Origin of the sequence: Janthinobacterium sp. TB1-E2, from assembly GCF_036885605.1 — a bacterium.
Classification (GTDB): domain Bacteria; phylum Pseudomonadota; class Gammaproteobacteria; order Burkholderiales; family Burkholderiaceae_D; genus Janthinobacterium; species Janthinobacterium aestuarii.
Genome location: NZ_CP142523.1, coordinates 4666956 through 4684380 on the forward strand (window position 1 = coordinate 4666956; position 17425 = coordinate 4684380).

17 protein-coding genes are annotated in these 17425 nt (G+C 63.0%); 6 read left to right on the forward strand and 11 right to left on the reverse strand.

All coding sequences use genetic code 11. The annotated features are described in order from the left end of the window. Positions 1–86: 86 nt before the first annotated feature. The 4 genes from OPV09_RS20960 to OPV09_RS20975 all read left to right on the forward strand — a co-directional run bounded on the left by OPV09_RS20960 (position 87) and on the right by OPV09_RS20975 (position 5647). On the forward strand, positions 87–2330 hold the full coding sequence (locus OPV09_RS20960; RefSeq protein WP_139089900.1) for a PhoX family protein: 2244 nt from the start codon (positions 87–89) through the stop codon (positions 2328–2330). A 220-nt stretch (positions 2331–2550) separates the two neighbouring features. Then, positions 2551–3204: a GTP cyclohydrolase II gene (gene ribA, locus OPV09_RS20965; RefSeq protein WP_034749940.1), complete on the forward strand. Its 654-nt coding sequence runs from the start codon at positions 2551–2553 to the stop codon at positions 3202–3204. 74 nt (positions 3205–3278) lie between these two features. Next, positions 3279–4670: a serine protease gene (locus OPV09_RS20970; protein ID WP_338679291.1), complete on the forward strand. Its 1392-nt coding sequence runs from the start codon at positions 3279–3281 to the stop codon at positions 4668–4670. Continuing rightward, positions 4667–5647: an FHA domain-containing protein gene (locus tag OPV09_RS20975; RefSeq protein WP_338679292.1), complete on the forward strand. Its 981-nt coding sequence runs from the start codon at positions 4667–4669 to the stop codon at positions 5645–5647. Before OPV09_RS20970 ends, OPV09_RS20975 begins: the two co-directional genes overlap by 4 nt. A 73-nt stretch (positions 5648–5720) precedes the next feature. Here OPV09_RS20975 and OPV09_RS20980 read toward each other — a convergent pair whose 3' ends face one another. Then, positions 5721–6377 carry a CCXG family PEP-CTERM protein gene (locus OPV09_RS20980; RefSeq protein ID WP_072454057.1) on the reverse strand — a complete coding sequence of 219 codons (657 nt, stop codon included), beginning with the start codon at positions 6375–6377 and terminating at the stop codon, positions 5721–5723. A 514-nt stretch (positions 6378–6891) separates the two neighbouring features. Between OPV09_RS20980 and OPV09_RS20985 the strand changes: the two genes are divergently transcribed. Further along, complete coding sequence (locus OPV09_RS20985) at positions 6892–7230, forward strand: MmcQ/YjbR family DNA-binding protein (RefSeq protein WP_072452751.1); 339 nt, start codon at positions 6892–6894, stop codon at positions 7228–7230. Here OPV09_RS20985 and OPV09_RS20990 read toward each other — a convergent pair whose 3' ends face one another. Further along, positions 7231–7851, reverse strand: coding sequence for a TetR/AcrR family transcriptional regulator (locus tag OPV09_RS20990; protein ID WP_338679293.1), 621 nt, complete (start codon positions 7849–7851; stop codon positions 7231–7233). It lies immediately after the preceding gene. Positions 7852–7941: 90 nt separating this feature from the next. On the opposite strand from OPV09_RS20990, the gene OPV09_RS20995 reads away from it, so the two are divergent. After that, positions 7942–9156 (forward strand): MFS transporter, encoded by a 1215-nt coding sequence (locus tag OPV09_RS20995; RefSeq protein ID WP_338679294.1) that lies wholly within the window; start codon positions 7942–7944, stop codon positions 9154–9156. A gap of 4 nt (positions 9157–9160) precedes the next feature. On the opposite strand, the gene OPV09_RS21000 is transcribed toward OPV09_RS20995, so the two are convergent. From OPV09_RS21000 to nuoN, 9 genes are all read right to left on the reverse strand, one after another. Further along, positions 9161–9463, reverse strand: coding sequence for a hypothetical protein (locus OPV09_RS21000; protein WP_070302176.1), 303 nt, complete (start codon positions 9461–9463; stop codon positions 9161–9163). A gap of 57 nt (positions 9464–9520) precedes the next feature. Next, positions 9521–10696: a PQQ-dependent sugar dehydrogenase gene (locus OPV09_RS21005; RefSeq protein WP_338679295.1), complete on the reverse strand. Its 1176-nt coding sequence runs from the start codon at positions 10694–10696 to the stop codon at positions 9521–9523. Positions 10697–10809: 113 nt separating this feature from the next. Next, a complete protein-coding gene (locus OPV09_RS21010; protein WP_338679296.1) occupies positions 10810–12858 on the reverse strand; it encodes a PKD domain-containing protein in 2049 nt (682 codons plus the stop codon). Between the two features lie 161 nt (positions 12859–13019). After that, complete coding sequence (ispF, locus tag OPV09_RS21015) at positions 13020–13520, reverse strand: 2-C-methyl-D-erythritol 2,4-cyclodiphosphate synthase (RefSeq protein ID WP_338679297.1); 501 nt, start codon at positions 13518–13520, stop codon at positions 13020–13022. Positions 13521–13537: 17 nt separating this feature from the next. After that, complete coding sequence (gene ispD, locus OPV09_RS21020; protein WP_338679298.1) at positions 13538–14239, reverse strand: 2-C-methyl-D-erythritol 4-phosphate cytidylyltransferase; 702 nt, start codon at positions 14237–14239, stop codon at positions 13538–13540. Between the two features lie 12 nt (positions 14240–14251). Beyond that, entirely contained in the window at positions 14252–14947 is a 696-nt protein-coding gene (locus OPV09_RS21025; protein ID WP_338679299.1) for a hypothetical protein, read from the reverse strand. Positions 14948–14955: 8 nt separating this feature from the next. After that, complete coding sequence (locus OPV09_RS21030; protein ID WP_338679300.1) at positions 14956–15528, reverse strand: NUDIX hydrolase; 573 nt, start codon at positions 15526–15528, stop codon at positions 14956–14958. A gap of 57 nt (positions 15529–15585) precedes the next feature. Continuing rightward, a complete protein-coding gene (locus OPV09_RS21035; RefSeq protein ID WP_034749970.1) occupies positions 15586–15909 on the reverse strand; it encodes a DUF2818 family protein in 324 nt (107 codons plus the stop codon). Between the two features lie 3 nt (positions 15910–15912). Beyond that, the gene (gene nuoN / locus OPV09_RS21040; protein WP_070302186.1) at positions 15913–17415 is read right to left on the reverse strand and encodes an NADH-quinone oxidoreductase subunit NuoN; all 1503 of its coding nucleotides are present in this window, start codon (positions 17413–17415) and stop codon (positions 15913–15915) included. Between the last annotated feature and the right edge of the window lie 10 nt (positions 17416–17425).

The window sequence follows — 17425 nt, forward strand, 5'->3', positions numbered from 1 at the left end:
GTCATCAAGCTGACATGGCACTGTCACATTCGCCAACTATCATGCGGTTGCCATTTAAATCACGCAACCACAGGACATCGCAGCCCATGAACAAGCCCAACGATCTGGCCATCAGCGCCACCGATCTGAACGACATTGACAGCAACGCGTCCCACGACAACCATTTCAACAGCATCCTGAACGCCCGCCTGAGCCGCCGCAACTGGCTGCGCGGCAGTGCCGTCACGGCCGCTACCGCCGTCATGGGGTCGATGGGCCTGTCCGCTTGCGGCGGCGGCAGCGATGCGGTCGCCGTCACGCCGACGCCGACGCCAACGCCTGAAAAACTGCTGGCCTTCACGGCCGTGCCAAAAAGCCTGGCCGACGTCGTGTCGGTACCGGCCGGCTACACGGCCACGGCCCTGTACGCGCTGGGCGACTCGCTGCGCGCGGCCACGCCAGCGTACAAGAATGACGGCAGCGATACCGATTTCGACAACCGCGCCGGCGACCACCACGACGGCATGGAATACTACGGCCTGTCCGCCGCCGGCGCACCGCTGGCATCCGGCGCCGAACGGGGCTTGCTGGCGATGAACCACGAAGCGACGACGGACGAAAAACTGTCCTCGCACTTCCTGCACGTGAATGGCGGCACCACCTCGCTGCCGCGCCCTGCGGCCGAAGTCGACAAGGAAGTGGCCGTCCACGGCCTGAGCGTGGTGGAAGTCAAGAAGACGGGCAGCGCCTGGGCCACCGTCAACGATTCCGCCTTCAACCGCCGCGTCACGCCGCTGACGGACATCGAGATCGCCGGCCCCGTGCGCGGCAACGCCCTCGTGGTCACCAAGTATTCGCCAACCGGCACCAAGACGCGCGGCACCATCAACAATTGCGGCACGGGCAAATCTCCTTGGGGCAGCTACCTGTCCGGCGAAGAAAACTGGGCCGGCTACTTTACGCGCTCGTCCACCGACAACGCGGCGCGCGGCGACAAGTCCGTCGTGTCGCTGAACCGCTATGGCCGCAGCCAGGGCGGCGCCTCGCGTCACGGCTGGGAAACGGGCGGCAGCGACGACAAGTACGCGCGCTGGAATCTGAGCAAGATCGGCGCGTCGACCAACGGCAGCGACGACTACCGCAATGAGCTGAACGGCATGGGCTACATCGTCGAAATGGATCCGTACGACAAGACCAAAGCCATCCGCAAGCGCACGGCGCTGGGCCGCTACGCGCACGAAAGCGCCGCCTTCAGCGTGCCGGCCGTGGGCCAGCAGCTGGCCGTCTACATGGGCGACGATTCGCGCAACGAATACATCTACAAGTTCGTCACGACGGCCGTCTGGGCCGCCGCCGATGCCAATCCGGCCGACCGTATCGCCACCGGCGACAAATACCTCGATTCGGGCAAGCTGTACGTGGCCAAGCTGGCCGCCGACGGCACGGGCCAGTGGATCGAGCTGGCCATGTCGAACGCGCTGATCCAGGCCTACAGCGCCTACAAGTTCGCCGACCTGGCCGACGTGCTGGTCAACGCCCGCCTGGCGGCCGACGCCGTGGGCGCCACAAAAATGGACCGTCCGGAATGGTGCTCGGTCAACCCGGCCAATGGCGAGATCTACTACACGCTGACCAATAACTCGAACCGCACCGTCAATCCGAGCGGCTCGTCGCAGCTGGCGCCGGACAGCGCCAATCCGCGCGCCTACACGGACATGAAGGGCAGCAGCGCGCAGAACGGCAATCCGAACGGCCACATCATCCGCTTCAAGGAAGGCACGGGCGCGGCCGCGGCCACCAGCTTCACGTGGGACGTCTACCTGTTTGGCGCCGAGAGCGGCGCCGACGCCAGCAAGATCAACCTGTCGAACCTGACGGCCGACCAGGATTTCTCGAGCCCTGACGGCCTGGCCTTCAGCCCGTACACGGGCATCTGCTGGATCCAGACGGACGATGGCGCGTACACGGATGTGACCAACTGCATGATGCTGGCCGCCATTCCCGGCAAGGTCGGCGACGGCGCCAAGTCCACGTTGAACTACGCGACAGCGGCCGGCGGCAACCTAGCGGTCGACACCTTCATCGGCAAGAAACCCACGGCCGACACGCTCAAGCGCTTCCTGGTGGGACCGGTCGGCTCGGAAATCACGGGCATCAGCGAAACGCCAGACGGCAAGACCATGTTCATCAACATCCAGCACCCGGGCGAAAACACCTCGCTGGCGAATATCGGCGATCCGTCCAAATACACGAGCCAGTGGCCGGCCAACGCCGGCTATGGCGCCGGCAAGCGCCCTCGTTCAGCCACCATCGTGATCACCAAGAACGACGGTGGACGCATCGGCAGCTGATGTCCCGTGCCTGGCGGCGGCATCCGCCAGGCAAAGCCAGCAATTCACCTTGTAAAAGGAGGAAGTGCCCCTAAGTAAGGCTTATCACCAGACATTGCAACGACCGAATGGCAGCCAGGGAAAACGTTTCCCTGCTTTTTGGTATGATGGCAAGGCGCGCCGGCACCGGAGTGGTGTCGCGCGCCTTTTATTTTTGATAATTACTTATATGAGCACAACCATGCAAAGCGGCGCAGACATCCTGGCGACAGGCGAATTGGATTACACGACTTCCTGCGCACTGCCGACGCCGTGGGCCCAGTTCACCTTGCACGCCTTTGTCGAACATGCCACGGGCAAGGAACACCTGGCCATGGTGCTCGGCGATATCGGCAACGGCGAACCGGTGCTGGCGCGCGTGCATTCCGAGTGCCTGACGGGCGACGTGCTGTTTTCGCAGCGCTGCGACTGCGGCGCGCAGCTCGAGGGCGCCCTGAAACGCATCGCCGAAGAAGGCCGCGGCATCTTGCTGTACCTGCGCCAGGAAGGGCGCGGCATCGGCCTGATCAACAAGATCCGCGCCTACCGCCTGCAGGAAGCGGGCGCCGACACGGTGCAGGCGAATGAACAGCTGGGCTTCAAGGCCGACGCGCGCAACTACACCTTGTGCAAGCCCATGTTCGCGCAATTCGGCATCCACAGCCTGCGTCTGATGACGAACAACCCGCGCAAGATCGCGGCAATGGAAGCGCTGGGCATCACGGTGGCCGAACGGGTGCCGCTGCTGGTCAACCGCAACGCCTTCAACCAGCACTACCTGAATACCAAGCAAAGCAAGCTGGGTCACATGATGACGCCGGAAACGGCCCCGGCGCTGGAAGACGGCGCCCTGTAATTGCCGCTCCGGCTTGCCGGGCCGGCGCATGCCGGCCCTCGTCCGCCGCGCTCCTGCTCACGCACAAAGGATGCATGAAATTATCTGACTACGCCTTCCTGCTGGCCAGCCTGTGCGCTGGCGCAGGCGCACACGCGGCCCCGGCGCCTGCGCCAGCCGCTGCCCCCGCCGCTTCGACTCCTCCCGCCAAACCGCCGCCGGCCACCGCCGCGCCCGCCGCCACCGAACATGCGGCCCTGCCGCCACCCTCGTCGGCCGCGCAAAAACTGTACACGGCCGCGCGTGCCGACATCCTGCAAGTGCGCGTGCTGCTGAAAAACGGCCGCACGCAGTCGTCGGTCGGCTCGGGCTTCTTGATCGGCACGGGCGACCTGGTGGTGAGCAACTATCACGTGGTGTCCCAGTTCGCGCTCGACCCCGATACCTATGTGGGCGAATGGGTCGACACGAGCGGCCAGCGCGGTAACGTGGAATTGCTGGCCGTCGACGTGCTGCACGACCTGGCCGTGCTGCGCGTCAACCGCCACGGCACGGGTTTCTTCAAGATGCCGGAAACGCTGGCGCCGCTGACGCAAGGCCAGTACCTGTATTCGATGGGTAATCCGCTGGATCTGGGCTTCGCCATTTCGGAAGGCTCGTACAACGGCGTCGTCACGCGCAGCTTCTACGACCAGCTGATGTTTACGGGGCCGATCAATTCCGGCATGAGCGGCGGCCCCAGCGTCACGGCGAATGGCGACGTGGCCGGCGTGAACGTGTCGAAACGCCTCGATGGCGAACTCGTCAGTTTTCTCGTGCCGGCCCGCTATGCCCAGCAATTGCTGGCCAAGGTGGCGCAGCAAGGCAAGCCGCCGAAAGACTTCAAGCCGCTGGTGACGGCGCAGCTGCTGGCGCACCAGGAAGTCATGCTGGCGCGCCTGCTCGACACGCCCTTGAGCCTGAAAGCCATGGGCCCGTACCGCGTACCCGTGCGCGAGTCCGACCAGATGCGCTGCTGGGGCCGCTCCAACGTCAAGTCCGACAAGCCCTACATGCTCGACAACACCAGCTGTGCCATGGAATCGGCCATCTTCATTTCCGGCGCCCTGCAGACCGGGCAAGTGTCGATGCGCCACGAATTTTTGCGCAGCAGCGAACTGGGCGCCCTGCGCTTTTCCGAGCTGGCCAGCGCCTCGTTCAAGAATGAAAGTTTCGGCAGCTACAAGAGCGTGAATCTGACGGGCCCGCAATGCACCGAACAGTTCGTCAAGAACAAGACGCTGCCCCTGCGCGCCGTCCTGTGCGTGCGCGCCTACCGCAAATTTACGGGACTGTACGACTTTGCCCTGCTGGCCGCCAGCACCGATGAGCCACTGATGAGCCTGCAAAGCCGCATCGACGCGCGCGGCGTGTCCTACGCCAACGGCATGCGCGTCACGCGCACCTTCCTCGAAGCGCTGTCGCGAGAAAGCGGCCGCAAGCCATGAAGCCACCCTATTACCTTGAAATCCTCGCCGAGAATGGCGAAGTGCAGCGGCGCCAGCGGATCGAGTCCCTGCCGATCCGCATCGGCCGCGGCTACGGCAACGACTTCATCCTCGACGACCCGCATACGGCGGCCGAGCACGCCATTGTGGAAGACGACGGCGCAAACGGCCTGCTGCTGCGCGACCTGGGCAGCCAGAACGGCGTGATCCACCGGGGACAGCGGCAACCGCAAGTGGCCTTGAGTGGCAACAGCATCGTGCGCCTCGGCCACACGCGCCTGCGCGTGCGTGCCAGCGATCATCCGGTGGCGCCCGAACTGGGCGACACGACCCGGCACGACTGGGAAGGCTTGCGCCCCGCCGTCGCCGGCCTGGCCATGATCGGCGCCTCGGCCGCCTTCAGCAACTGGCTCAGCGATGCGGACGCCTTCGAGCCGATTTCCTACCTGATGATCGTCGCCTATGCGCTGGCCGGCGGCCTCGTATGGGCGTCGATCTGGGCCGTGGCAAACCGATTGTTCGGCCATGTGGCGCGCTTCGGCCGCCACCTGTTCATCATCGGCTGCGGCCTGCTAGCCATGGAAGTGTGGGAGCTGGCCAGCAACGTGGCGGCGTACGCGCTGTCGCTGGAAGCGCTGACGCGCTACGGACGGCATATGTTCATCATCATCGTGTGCGCCATGATCTACTACCATTTGTGCACGATCAAACCGCAGCACCCGCGCCGCTTCGGCCTCGTCGCCGTCGTGCTGGCCACCCTCGGCTCGAGCCTGATCCTGCTGAGCAACCTGCAGGCCAGCGGCCGCCTGGCCGACGAGACCTACATGTCCGTGATCTACCCGCCGGCCTTGCGCCTGAGCCCGGATCACACGACGGACGCCTTCTTCCGCGACGCGGCCGGCCTGCAGCGCGCCGTCGATGCCGAACGGGGCAAGGCGGCCAAGGGCGCCGACGAAGACGAAGACAGCGGCGATTAAGAGGCCGACATGCAAAAAGCCCGCCGTGTCTTGACAGACCGGCGGGCTTTTTATTATTGCTTGGAAACTCTGCTTAGAACTTAGCTTCCTGCTTGCGGCGCGCCGTAAAGCCCAGCAAGCCCAGGCCGATCAGCAGCATGGCATAGGTGCTTGGCTCAGGAACGGCCGAGATCAAGCCGTCATTGGCACCGAAGCTGGCGAAATTGTTGTTGCCCGCCTTGAACTGCGCTTGCTGGCCGCCATCGCAGCAGCCTTCCAGGCCGTAGATGCTCAGGGTGTGGTTACCGGCCGACAAGGCGCTCGAACCGCTGAAGAACTGGCTGCCATTGTTGTAGTTGCCTGCCCACCACATGTCGTTGCTCTTGAAGTCCAGCGCCACGCCGTCGAGGAACAGGGCGCCGCCCTTGCCGAAGTCGACGCCGCTGCGGAAGCTCCAGGCACCCGCATCGGCCGCGCTGACGCCAAAGTTGATCACCGACTTGAAGGCGATGTTCGAGCCGCTGCCGAACAGGCCGCTGTTGCTGACGTTGTCGTAACTGGCGATCGTCGTCGAGCCATAGCCGGCGCCTGGCGTGGCCACGGCGGCATTCACGACGGACTGGTAGTCGGCGGCCGAGCTTTGCGCGCCGGCGCCCGAATAGCCGGTGGAGACGGTGATGGTACTGGCGTTCGCGTGGGCAAACACACCGACGGCGATCAGGGACAGGGCGATTTTAGGCAGGTTTTTCATGATGGTATCCAGTAAGTAAGTATTCAGTGGGCGCAGCAAGGGGCGCTGGAGCTGAATACACGCTGCATTGAGGCGTGTCGGCGTAGCGCTAGGGATTGCGTGAATGAGCGGTCGGGGACGTGGCTTCCACAAAACAGCGCGGACTTGCGGCGTGCCATGGCGGCACTGCAAGCGTCCTGGAAAGGGTTCGGGTTCCCGGGACAAGGCCAGACAATTGACGGGTCAGGTAAGACGTTGGAGCTATTCTAGCTTAAATTTCCAGGAAGAAAAGTATTTTTCTTTTAGCCATGAAAGATATTTTTCTGGCAAGCGTCTGTCCAGCGGCAGAAAAGCACCATCTTCCACTCTGTCGCAACGACCGTGCGCGGTGCGCGGCGTGTCGCGGCGGCACCACAGACCAGTCCGTCAGTGTCGCATCTTGCGCATTTCTTTTCGCATGCCGCTGCACCACGGGGCGAAACAGCATGGCAAAATGTAGTCACGCTGCTATCTGTCCGATGAGGGGGAAAGAGGAATGGTCGACCTGGAAGAACTACGCTATCTGGCACTGTCGTTTCCCGACACTACCGAGGAAGAACACCACGACCGTCCATCATTCCGCGTGGGCGGGAAGATCTTCGCCACCCTGCCCGACGACGAGCACATCAATGTGCTGCTCGATGCGGAAGCGGCGCATATCGCCACCGTCATCACGCCAGCGGGCTGCGAGAAACTATGGTGGGGCGAACGCCTGGCCGGCATCACGGTGTGCCTGGCGGACGCCGAGCTCGACATGCTGGCCGCCGCCCTGACGGCCGCCTGGCGGCGCAAGGCGCCCAGCGACCTGGCCAAGACCATCGCCCCGACAGGATAGTTACATCGGCCAATTACGCAGCAGCAAACCCACCATCTGCTGCAATTGCTCGCGCGAGACGCCGGCCGCCGCCTGGATGGCCATGCCCTGCGACAGGGTCACGACAAAGCGCGCCTGCTGCTCCGGGCAGGAATCGGGCGGCAAATCCCCCTCTTCCTTGGCGCGCCGCAAGCGGTCGCGCAGCTTGATTTCACCGCGCAGCCGGCGCGCGAACAATTCATCGCGGATCGGCAGGGCATCGTCGCTGCAGGCGAGCGCCGCATTGACGCCCATGCAGCCGTGCGGGCCATCCGGCATGGTTTGCGCGTCGACATACTGCGTCAGCAACGCTTCCACCACCTGGCGCGCCGTCGGCTGTTCCAGTGCCGCATCGAAAAACCGCATGCGCGTATCGCTGTAGCGCTCGAGCGCCTTGTGGAACAGCTGCTCCTTGTTGCCGAAGACGGCATACAGGCTGGGCCGGTTCATGCCCATGGCCTTCGTCAATTCCGGCAGGGAACTGCCTTCATAGCCCTTTCCCCAGAACACTTTCATGGCGCAATCGAGCGCCTCGTCCGCGTCAAAGGTGCGTGGGCGGCCCGTTTTTGCCTTGGCTGTCTCAGCTGTTTTTTCTTGTTTCATACCGATCGGTAAAAAATTATGACAACGATGTTCGTTTCCAGATATTATATACCGACCGGTTAAAAACCTCCGGGCTTTTCAGGAACCCCTATGCACACACCCTCCAACACTACTGGCGACGATACCACCGTGGCGCCGTGGCTGGCCGTCCTGTCGGTCGGCATCGGCGCTTTCGCCCTCGTCACCTCCGAATTCCTGCCCGTCGGCCTGCTGCCGGCCATGGCCGCCGAACTGGCCATCAGCAAGGGCCAGGCGGGACTGATGATCACCACGCCCGGCATCGTTGCCGCGTTTGCCGCCATCTTCGTCACCGTCGGCTCGGGCCGCCTGGACCGCCGCATCGTGCTGCTGGCCCTCACCGCCCTGCTGATCGCCTCGAACCTGCTGGTGGCGCTGGCGCCGTCATATGGCTGGATACTGCTGGGCCGCGCCATGCTGGGTGTGGGCGTGGGCGGCTTCTGGGCCATCGGCAGCGCCATCGGCCCGCGCCTCGTGTCGCCGCAGCATGCGTCGCGCGCCATGTCCATCATCTTCGCCGGCGTCTCGCTGGGCACGGTGGCGGGCGTGCCGGCCGGCGCGCTGGTAGGCGAACTGGTGGGATGGAGGGTCGCTTTCGGCGCGGCCAGCGCCATTGCCGTGCTGGTCTTCATCGGCCAGCTATTGCTGCTGCCCAGGCTGCCGCCGACACAGGCCATCCGCTTGCGCCAGTTGCCGATGATTTTCGGCATCCGTAAAGCCAGGCTGGGCCTGATCGCCACGGCCCTGATCTTCACGGGCCAGTTCGCCGCCTACACATATATCGCGCCCTTCCTCACGCAAGTGTCGCACCTGGCGGCCGGCACCGTCAGCGCGATGCTGCTCGTGTACGGCGCTTCCGGTTTCATCGGCAACCTCGTGGGCGGCTGGGCCGCCGGCCGCTACGAACGGGCCGCGCTGATGGTGACGGGCGCCGTGCTGGGCTTGTCCACCCTGGCCCTGGCCGCGTTCGGCAGCCATGCACTCACCGCCATGCTGCTGGTGGCCGTGTGGGGCTTCGGTTTCGGCGCCATGCCGATCGCCGTGCAGACCTGGATGTTCAAGGCGGCGCCGCATTTGATGGAAGGCAGCAGCGCGCTGTTTGTCGCCATCGTGCAAGTGTCGCTGGCGTCGGGAGCGTTGCTGGGAGGCATGGCCGTCGACCGGCTGGGCGTATCGAGCGCGATGGTGGTCGGTGGCCTGTTCGCCCTCGGCTGCGCCTTGACGATCGCGATCTTCGGCAAGCCGCAAGCCAATGCCAAGGCTGGCGCGGCCTGCGTCGCCTCGTAGAAAATCAGATGCGGCCGCGGCGAAATTCGCCGAGGAATTTCGTCACTTCGGCCGGCGTCATCACGACGTCCGCGTCGCCGTGATATGCATACAGGAAAGGCGTGCCACCCAAGCGGTCCGTCAGCTTGGCAAACAGTAAAAAACGGCTGCCCAACGGATAGCGCTGCAGGTCGGCCAGGCGGCGCGAACACTGCACGGCCAGCTCGGGTGAGAAAGCCTGGCCCGGCACGGGGCGGATTTCCACGTGGCCATCTATGGCGCGCGATTCGACGGCAACGTGCCGGTATGCATAAGTATCACGGGCCATGCCGCCACCTTGAATAAAGTAAAGGCGCCATCTTAAGCGAAGTGGGCGCCTGGCGTGTTACCGCGGCACGATGCGCAGCAAGCGGCCATTGTCTTCATCGGTCAACGCATACAGATAGCCGTCCGGCCCCTGGCGCACGTCGCGCACGCGCGCGCCGATGTCCAGACGGTCCTGTCCCATCACCTTGCCGTTCGCGTCAACGGCGATGCGGCGGATATCCTTGGCTGCCAGGCCGCCGCTGAAGATGCTGCCGCGCCAGGCGGTGATCTTGTCGCCTGTGTAGACGGCCAGTCCCGACGGCGCCGGCGACGGCACCCAGGCCACGCTCGGATTGAGCATGCCCGCCACTTCGTGCTTGCCAACGGGCTCATGCGTCTTGTAGTCGGCGCCATAGCTTTGCAAAGGCCAGCCGTAATTACCGCCTGCCGTCACCAGGTTCAGCTCGTCGCCGCCATACGGCCCGTGTTCCGTGGCCCACACGCGGCCGGAAACAGGATCGAGCGCCAGGCCCTGCACGTTGCGGTGGCCATACGACCAGATTTCCGGCAAGGCCCCCTTGGCCGCCAGCGGATTGCCGGGCGCCGGTTTTCCCTCGTCCGTCAGGCGCAGGATGGAGCCCTGGTGCGTGGCCAGGTTTTGCGCCTGCTCGCGCGCCAGCCGGTCACCGATGCGCAGCGGTGGGTTGCCACCATCGGCCACGCTCATCAGCAAAGTGCCATCCGGCAGCCACAGCAGGCGCGAACCGAAATGCTGGCCGCCGCTCTTGTCGGTTGCCACCTTGAACAGGGTCTGGATGCCCGTCACCTTCTTGCCGTCGAACACGCCGCGCACGAGGGTCGTGCGGTTGGCGTCGTTGTTGCCTGTCGATACCGTCATGTACACACGCGGATTCGGCTTGGCCGCATCCTGTTGATGAACGACGATGTCGAGCAGGCCGCCCTGACCGCCCGTAAACACCTTGGGCATGCCTTCCAGCGCAACGTCCTCGAACTTTTTGCCATTAAGCAGATGCAAGGTTCCCTGCTTGCTGGTGACAAGCGCGCGTCCCTCGCCCAGCCAGGCAATACCCCACGGCTGGCGCACGCCCTGCGCGACGGTCTCGGCCTTCCAGCCCTGTCTGGCGGCGGGCGGTTCGCCCGTGGCTTGCAGTTCGGCGTGGGCGGGTATGGCGCAAGCGGCGAAAGCTCCCAGCAACAGTGCGGTGGCAAGGCGTGTGCGCTTGATGGTTGGCATCGGAAATTCTCCTGTGTCGTCAATGAAAAAAGGCGGCCGGGATGGTCTTTGCCATCGCGCCGCCTTTAAAAATAGCACAAATTACACGGCGGACGCGCCGCCGTCTCATGCGATCAGCGATACACCAGATAGTACTTGGCGCGCGCGGTGCCCTTCTGTGCGCCACCCGTCTGCACCAGCGCCACGGGGTCGCCAGCGGCCGTGTGGAAGATGCCGATGCCGTAACTTTGTTCGCCGCCAATCACCGGCAGGCTAACACTGCCTGCAGGGAACAGCAGTTCACCGCTATATTTCTTGTAGCTGGTCTGATATACCGTATCGTTGGCTGGATAAGCGTAGTCAAGCGAACTTTCCATCAGCAGCACTTCCGCTCTGGCGGGCGAATAACTCATCGCTTGCATGCTGTTGCTGCCGCCGCTGCTGCTTGAACCAAAGGTAAAGCGCCCCATGTATTGCAACGTATCGGTACTAAAGTAGGTACCGTTTGCGGTAAACAACAAATCTTCCTTCGGAGACAGGAAGAACGGTGACGAAATGTAATAGTCGCTATACACAGTGCCGTTGGTGAGGATGGCGTGCGTTTGCGGGTCAATGGTGAAATACGAGAGAGTCGCGTAATTACCCTGCGAGAGAAATGCCTTGTTCTTCGATGCCGCAAACACGCCGCGCAGGGCGCCATAGAAACCGCTATTGCCAAACTCAAGCGAAGGCATCGCCTGTCCCGTACGTGCGTTGATAACAGCAACAGCGGGCCGTGCGTATGAAACAGTCGATTGGCCCGAGAGAAATACCACGCCGGCGTTGGTAACGAATACTTCCGTTTGCATGCCACCGGTGCCGGACGATTTCAACAGGCTCCCCGACACCAGATCAACCAGACTGACCACGCCATCATGCAACACAGCAGCCAGTTTGCCGTCCGGACTCAGATTGAAGGTCTTGACCGCTGTCGGCAGATCAATGCTGGTGGTCGCACCATCGACCGGATTGATGACTTTGATTGTGTACGGCTCCGCAGTCACCACGACCAGGCGGTCAACAGCCTGGCTATAACGCATTTCAACCGGCTTGAACGGCAATGCGACCACGCTCGAAGTCGACGTGACCGCATTGAGCTTCAGGTAAGCGACGGCCGTCTGGCGGCCGTTGCTCACTGTCAGCGACAATACGTAAGCACCAGCCACGTCCGGCGTAAATGCAGGAATCGCCGCCATCGCTGCACCTACAACGGCAACAGAACCGGACGGACGGGTATCGACCGCCCAGGCATAGCTCAGCGGAGCACCACCCTCGTCATAGCTCAGGATGCCGCTGGTGACCACCGGCTGGCCTATCGGCACCATTTGCGTGTCGCGGCTGATAACAGCCACCGTACCGCGGATGACGCCGACCGGTGCCCTGTTGGCGGCACTGATCTGGTACACCGTGTCTGCATATGCGCCCTTGCCATCGGTAGTGTGGGCGCGCACTTGGTACATGCCCATCACATCGGGTGAGAAGACGGCGCCTTGTCCCGTGGCATACAGCGTGGACATGCTGTCGACCGGCTTTGTTATCAATTGCCATGTCGTACTGACGACGTCGCCGTCGACATCCGTACTGCCTGAGGCGTCGAGGGCCACGCCAGAACCGACCGACACGGTCAGGGGCGGCTGATTCACTGGCACCGCCGTAAAGGTAGCCCGAATCACAGTGACCGCATTCGGTGGGGTATTGTCGGCAATCACAGTTACGCTCTTGTCTGAGAACGCACCCTTGCTGTCTGTCACACGCAAATTGAATACATAGTTACCCAGTACATCGGGCTTGATACTGAGCTTGACACCGGTGGGAGTAACGGGCACGTAGGCGCTGCCAGCAGGTTTGGCGACCAGGCTCCAAATATAGCTGAGTACATCGCCTTCCGCATCGCTGCTACCAGACGCATCAAGCACCACATCGGCGCCTGTGGTGGCGGTAGCGTCGGCACCGTTGCTGCCATTGCTGACCGTGCCAGCAAAGTAGACAGCGGCTTTTGGTGCCGTATTGACCGGCGGAGGCGATATAGTATCGTTTCCGCCGCCACCACCACCTCCACCACCGCCACACCCGGCCAGCATGACCATGACCAGCATCCCAACGCCCAACCAGCGCACGACTGGCCCTTGCATACGACTGCGCATATGATTCCGTTCTCTCAATATTCCCGTGGTTATAAGGTGACGTCTTGTCGCGTCCAAAAAGCGGACAAATATTATCATGACAATAACGTTAAATTTTCACCAAATTTCACTTTAGAAATATTAATTTTCAGGAATCATTAAAACAGCGCTGCCGGGTACGCTCAGGCCCGCAGCAGCAAGGCCACGGCTTCCGCCGCGATGCCCTCTTCCCGGCCCAGGTAGCCGAGTTTTTCATTCGTCTTGGCCTTGATGTTGACCTGCCCCACACTCACGCCCAGGTCTTCTGCCACGTTGGCGCAGATGGCGGCGATGTGCGGCGCCATTTTCGGGCGCTGGGCGATGATGGTGGCGTCGATGTTGCCGATCACATAGCCGGTGGCTTGCACGCGGCGCACAGCTTCGCGCAGCAGGGTGCGCGAATCGGCGCCCTTGAATTGCGCGTCCGTGTCGGGGAAGTGGCGGCCGATGTCGCCCAGGGCGGCCGCGCCGAAGATGGCGTCCGTGATCGCGTGCAGCAGCACGTCCGCGTCGGAATGGCCGAGCAAGCCCAGGTGATGGGGAATCTTCACGCCGCCAATGATCAGGTCGCGGTTTTCCACCAGCGCGTGGCAGTCATAGCCCTGGCCGATGCGAAATGGGAGGTCGGGAGTCGTTGGGTTCATGCGTGTCTCTCAGGAATTCAAGGATGGGCCAAATACAGCTCGGCCGTGTGTATGTCGCGCGGCAAGGTCACCTTCAGGTTGCGCGGGTGGCCTTCGACGAGCCTGGGCGCCAGGCCCAGCGCTTCGACGGCGCTGGCGTCGTCCGTGATCGCTTGCGGATCGGGCGCTTCGGATAATGCCTTGTGCAGCAAGCCATAGCTGAACATTTGCGGCGTCTGCGCCAGCCACAGGCCGTCGCGCGGCACCGTCTGCGCCGACAAGGCGCCCTGCCCCGCCCGCTTGACGGTGTCGACCACGGGCAAGGCCAGCAGGCCCCCGGCCGCATGCTCACCGACTTCGGTGATGAGCTTTTCGATCAGCGCCGGCGTCAGGCCGGGACGGGCCGCGTCGTGCACCAGCACCTGGTCGTGGGCAGCGATGCTGCCGTGCATGGCGTGCAAGCCATTAAGGATGCTTTCCATGCGCGTGGCGCCGCCGCAGCGCAGCACAGTCACGCCCTGTTCCGGCACGACCGTGTCGATCACGCCATCGTCGGCGCTGACGACGACATAGGTGTGCGCGATCAGGGGGCTGGCGAGAAAGGCGTCGAGCGCATGGCGCAGCATGGGTTTGCCGGCGATGGGTAAATACTGCTTGGGACTGCCCGCTTCCATGCGCGCGCCCACGCCGGCGGCGGGGATCAGCGCAAAGTAGCGGACGGTATTCGGTGCTGCTGTCATGCCATTCCTTGTCTAGTTGGCGGGCGCTGCCTTGCCCGCCAGGATGTTCTGGATTTCGCCCTTGCACGCCTTGCCCAGGCGCGCATATTCTTGTGGAGAATCGATGGCCGCCTGCAAGGTTTCCACCTTGCGCATTTCTGCCTTGATATACGGCAACCAGCCCGTGTCGATCTCGCGCGCCAGCGCCGCCTTGGCTGTGCCGCTGGGCGCGTACAGGGGCCGCGCCTCGAAGCGTTTGGCCAGCGCGGCGCGCACGGTCTTTTCCACGCGCGGCAAGTGTTCCATATACGTTTTCATGTGCCGCAGCTCGTGCGCGAGTATCTCATCATACGCGCAAGTGCCGGGGGTAAACTCGCGGCCGATATAGATCACCACGGGCGCATACGTGAGGCTCACGGTAATCTGCGGCGCCACGCATTCATAGCCGCTGGCCGGGTCTTGCAGCATGGGGCCGGCCAGGGCGATGGCCACGCGCGAATCCGTCTTGGTCAATCCCAGTACCCAGGTATTGGCGCGCGCCATGCCCTTCATCACCGTCAGGGCCTTGTACGGCAGATGCGTGTCGATGGAATAGCCATTCTGCTGCGTCGTCAGCACGGACACCGTCTTGCTGATCGTGTCTTCGCAGCGCACCTGGAACGGCGTGCGCGCGGCCGCCAGCGTGTCCAGGCTGGCGGCCGCCAGCAGCAGGAAGATTGCCGTGCGCATGCGCTGTATCAGGCCGGCTGCCACACGCCGCTGGTGATCTTGTCGAGCCAGAAGATACCGATGACGGTTTTCACGTCCGTGATCGTGCCATCCTTGACCCAGTCGAGCAGCTGCGGCACCGTGGCCGTAAATGTCTCGAGGAATTCGCCTTCGTCGAGCTGGCGTTCGCCGGCCACGAGTCCGCGCGCCAAAAACAGTTCCAGATGTTCATCGGAATACGCGATGGCGTTGTGGATGGTGGAGACGAATTGCCAGTCGCTGGCGGTGTAGCCTGTTTCTTCCAGCAACTCGCGCTGGGCGCACGCCAGGTGCGATTCGCCCGCATCGATCTTGCCGGCCGGGAATTCAATGAAGACCCGGTTCAGCGGATAGCGGTATTGGCGCTCCATCAGCACCGTGCCATCGTCGAGCAGCGGCAGGATCACGACGGCGCCCGGATGCAGGACGAATTCGCGCGCCGTGATCTTGCCGTCCGGCAGGGCAACACGGTCGCGCTGCACGCGCAGGAAGCCGCCCTGGTAGACGAGCTCGCCATCGACCTTGGTTTCAATCAATTGCGTATCAGTGGCTTGGGTATCCATGGAATTCCTTTATTCAATAAAAAACGGCGCCAGAGGCGCCGATTTCGGTCGTTGTTGCTAACGGCGTTTGCGCAGGTAGCGTCCGACAAAGCCTGGGAAAGCCAGCACCAGGAACAGACAGCCGGTGATGGCATAGAACTCCCACGTTTGCGGGAAACCGTTGCCGATGCGCGCTTCGAGCGCGAAGGCCACGGCGCCGACGATGAAGTACAGAATCACCATCTCCAGCAGTCGCAGCGCCAGCGGCTTGCGCCAGCCCTGCTCCGCCTGCGCCGCCTTTTTCAGGGGCACGGCGGCAAACAGTTTCTCGTTCAGGAAAGGCAGGTTGGCGCCCAGGATACCCAAGGCGATCACCAGCCAGCTCGAGACGGTGACATCCATCGGTCAGGACGCCAGGGTCTTGGTGATGGCCGAAGCGCAGGCCGCCAGGATGCTGTTAGGCATCACGCCCAGCGCCAGGACGAACACGCCGTTCAGTGCCAGCACGACGCGCATGTCGCCATGCACGACCAGCGCGTTGGTATCGGTCGGCTCGTCGAACCACATCATTTTCACGACGCGCAGGTAGTAGAAGGCGCCGATCAGCGAGAACAGCACGGCGGCAATCGTCAGCCACAGCTGGCCCGTGGCCAGCACGGAGGCCAGCACCGAGTACTTGGCCATGAAGCCCATCAGCGGCGGCACGCCAGCCAGCGAGAACATGAACAGGGTCATCACCAGCGCGAAGATCGGGCTGCGTTTGCCCAGGCCCTTGAAGTCGGCCAGTTCTTCCGCTTCGAAACCACTGCGTGCCAACAACATGATCACGCCAAAGGTACCCAGGGTGGTGAACACGTAGGTGATGACGTAGTACATCGAAGCGCCGTAGGCGGTGGCTGCGCCAGCCGCGTTCAGGGTGTTGTTCGGTGCGTCGACGGTACCGGACAGCAGGCCCAGCAGAACGAAGCCCATTTGCGCGATGGTCGAGTACGCCAACATACGCTTCAGATTCGTTTGCGCGATGGCGGTGAAGTTACCGATGGCCAGCGACATCACGGCCAGCACCAGCAGCATTTGCTGCCAGTCATGCGCCATCGGCAGCAAGCCCTCGCCCAGCAAACGCAGGGTGATGGCAAACGCGGCCAGTTTCGGCGCGCCGCCCAGCAGCAGGGTCACGGCCGTCGGCGAACCTTGATACACGTCAGGCACCCACATGTGGAATGGCACGACGCCCAGTTTGAAGGCCAGGCCGGCTACGAGGAACACCAGGCCGAAGACCATGATGGTGCCGTTGGTCTTGCCGTTTTCCAGCGCCACGCGCAGTTCGCCCAGATCCAGCGTGCCGGAGGCGCCGTACAGCATCGAGATACCGTACAACATGAAACCGGAAGCCAGTGCGCCCAGGATGAAGTATTTCATGGCCGCTTCCGTGGCCTTGGCATTGTCACGGCGCAGAGCGATCAGCGCGTACAGCGACAGCGACATCAGTTCCAGACCCAGGTAGATGATCAGGAAGTTGTTGGCCGAGATCATGATCATCTGGCCCAGCAGTGCAAACAGGGCCAGCACGTAGAACTCGCCGCCCAGGTTACCCGACAGCATGTTGCGGTCGGTGGCATAGGCACGCGAGTAGATCAGGGTCAGCGCCACGGCGCCGTACGAGAACAGTTTCAGCAGCTGCGACATCGGGTCCGACACGAACATGTTATGGAACGTGTAGACGGTGGTGCCCGCGTTGAAGTCGCCCACGGTCAGCAAGGCGCAGCCTGCCAAGGTCAGCAAGGACAGCGCATAGGTGATCGAACGCTTCGCCGCAGGCAAGAACATATCGATCAGCAAGAGCGCCGACGTGGCGATCAGCAGAAAGATTTCCGCGTACAGCGGTACCAGATTAGGTGCATTAGTCATGTTATCGGTC

What these genes read in the sequence shown, in the direction of transcription:
- OPV09_RS20960 (WP_139089900.1), top strand. Translation starts at nt 87, where the DNA reads ATGAACAAGCCCAACGATCTGGCCATCAGCGCCACCGATCTGAACGAC.
- ribA (WP_034749940.1), top strand. Translation starts at nt 2,551, where the DNA reads ATGCAAAGCGGCGCAGACATCCTGGCGACAGGCGAATTGGATTACACG.
- OPV09_RS20970 (WP_338679291.1), top strand. Translation starts at nt 3,279, where the DNA reads ATGAAATTATCTGACTACGCCTTCCTGCTGGCCAGCCTGTGCGCTGGC.
- OPV09_RS20975 (WP_338679292.1), top strand. Translation starts at nt 4,667, where the DNA reads ATGAAGCCACCCTATTACCTTGAAATCCTCGCCGAGAATGGCGAAGTG.
- OPV09_RS20980 (WP_072454057.1), bottom strand. Translation starts at nt 6,377, where the DNA reads ATGAAAAACCTGCCTAAAATCGCCCTGTCCCTGATCGCCGTCGGTGTG.
- OPV09_RS20985 (WP_072452751.1), top strand. Translation starts at nt 6,892, where the DNA reads ATGGTCGACCTGGAAGAACTACGCTATCTGGCACTGTCGTTTCCCGAC.
- OPV09_RS20990 (WP_338679293.1), bottom strand. Translation starts at nt 7,851, where the DNA reads ATGAAACAAGAAAAAACAGCTGAGACAGCCAAGGCAAAAACGGGCCGC.
- OPV09_RS20995 (WP_338679294.1), top strand. Translation starts at nt 7,942, where the DNA reads ATGCACACACCCTCCAACACTACTGGCGACGATACCACCGTGGCGCCG.
- OPV09_RS21000 (WP_070302176.1), bottom strand. Translation starts at nt 9,463, where the DNA reads ATGGCCCGTGATACTTATGCATACCGGCACGTTGCCGTCGAATCGCGC.
- OPV09_RS21005 (WP_338679295.1), bottom strand. Translation starts at nt 10,696, where the DNA reads ATGCCAACCATCAAGCGCACACGCCTTGCCACCGCACTGTTGCTGGGA.
- OPV09_RS21010 (WP_338679296.1), bottom strand. Translation starts at nt 12,858, where the DNA reads ATGCGCAGTCGTATGCAAGGGCCAGTCGTGCGCTGGTTGGGCGTTGGG.
- ispF (WP_338679297.1), bottom strand. Translation starts at nt 13,520, where the DNA reads ATGAACCCAACGACTCCCGACCTCCCATTTCGCATCGGCCAGGGCTAT.
- ispD (WP_338679298.1), bottom strand. Translation starts at nt 14,239, where the DNA reads ATGACAGCAGCACCGAATACCGTCCGCTACTTTGCGCTGATCCCCGCC.
- OPV09_RS21025 (WP_338679299.1), bottom strand. Translation starts at nt 14,947, where the DNA reads ATGCGCACGGCAATCTTCCTGCTGCTGGCGGCCGCCAGCCTGGACACG.
- OPV09_RS21030 (WP_338679300.1), bottom strand. Translation starts at nt 15,528, where the DNA reads ATGGATACCCAAGCCACTGATACGCAATTGATTGAAACCAAGGTCGAT.
- OPV09_RS21035 (WP_034749970.1), bottom strand. Translation starts at nt 15,909, where the DNA reads ATGGATGTCACCGTCTCGAGCTGGCTGGTGATCGCCTTGGGTATCCTG.
- nuoN (WP_070302186.1), bottom strand. Translation starts at nt 17,415, where the DNA reads ATGACTAATGCACCTAATCTGGTACCGCTGTACGCGGAAATCTTTCTG.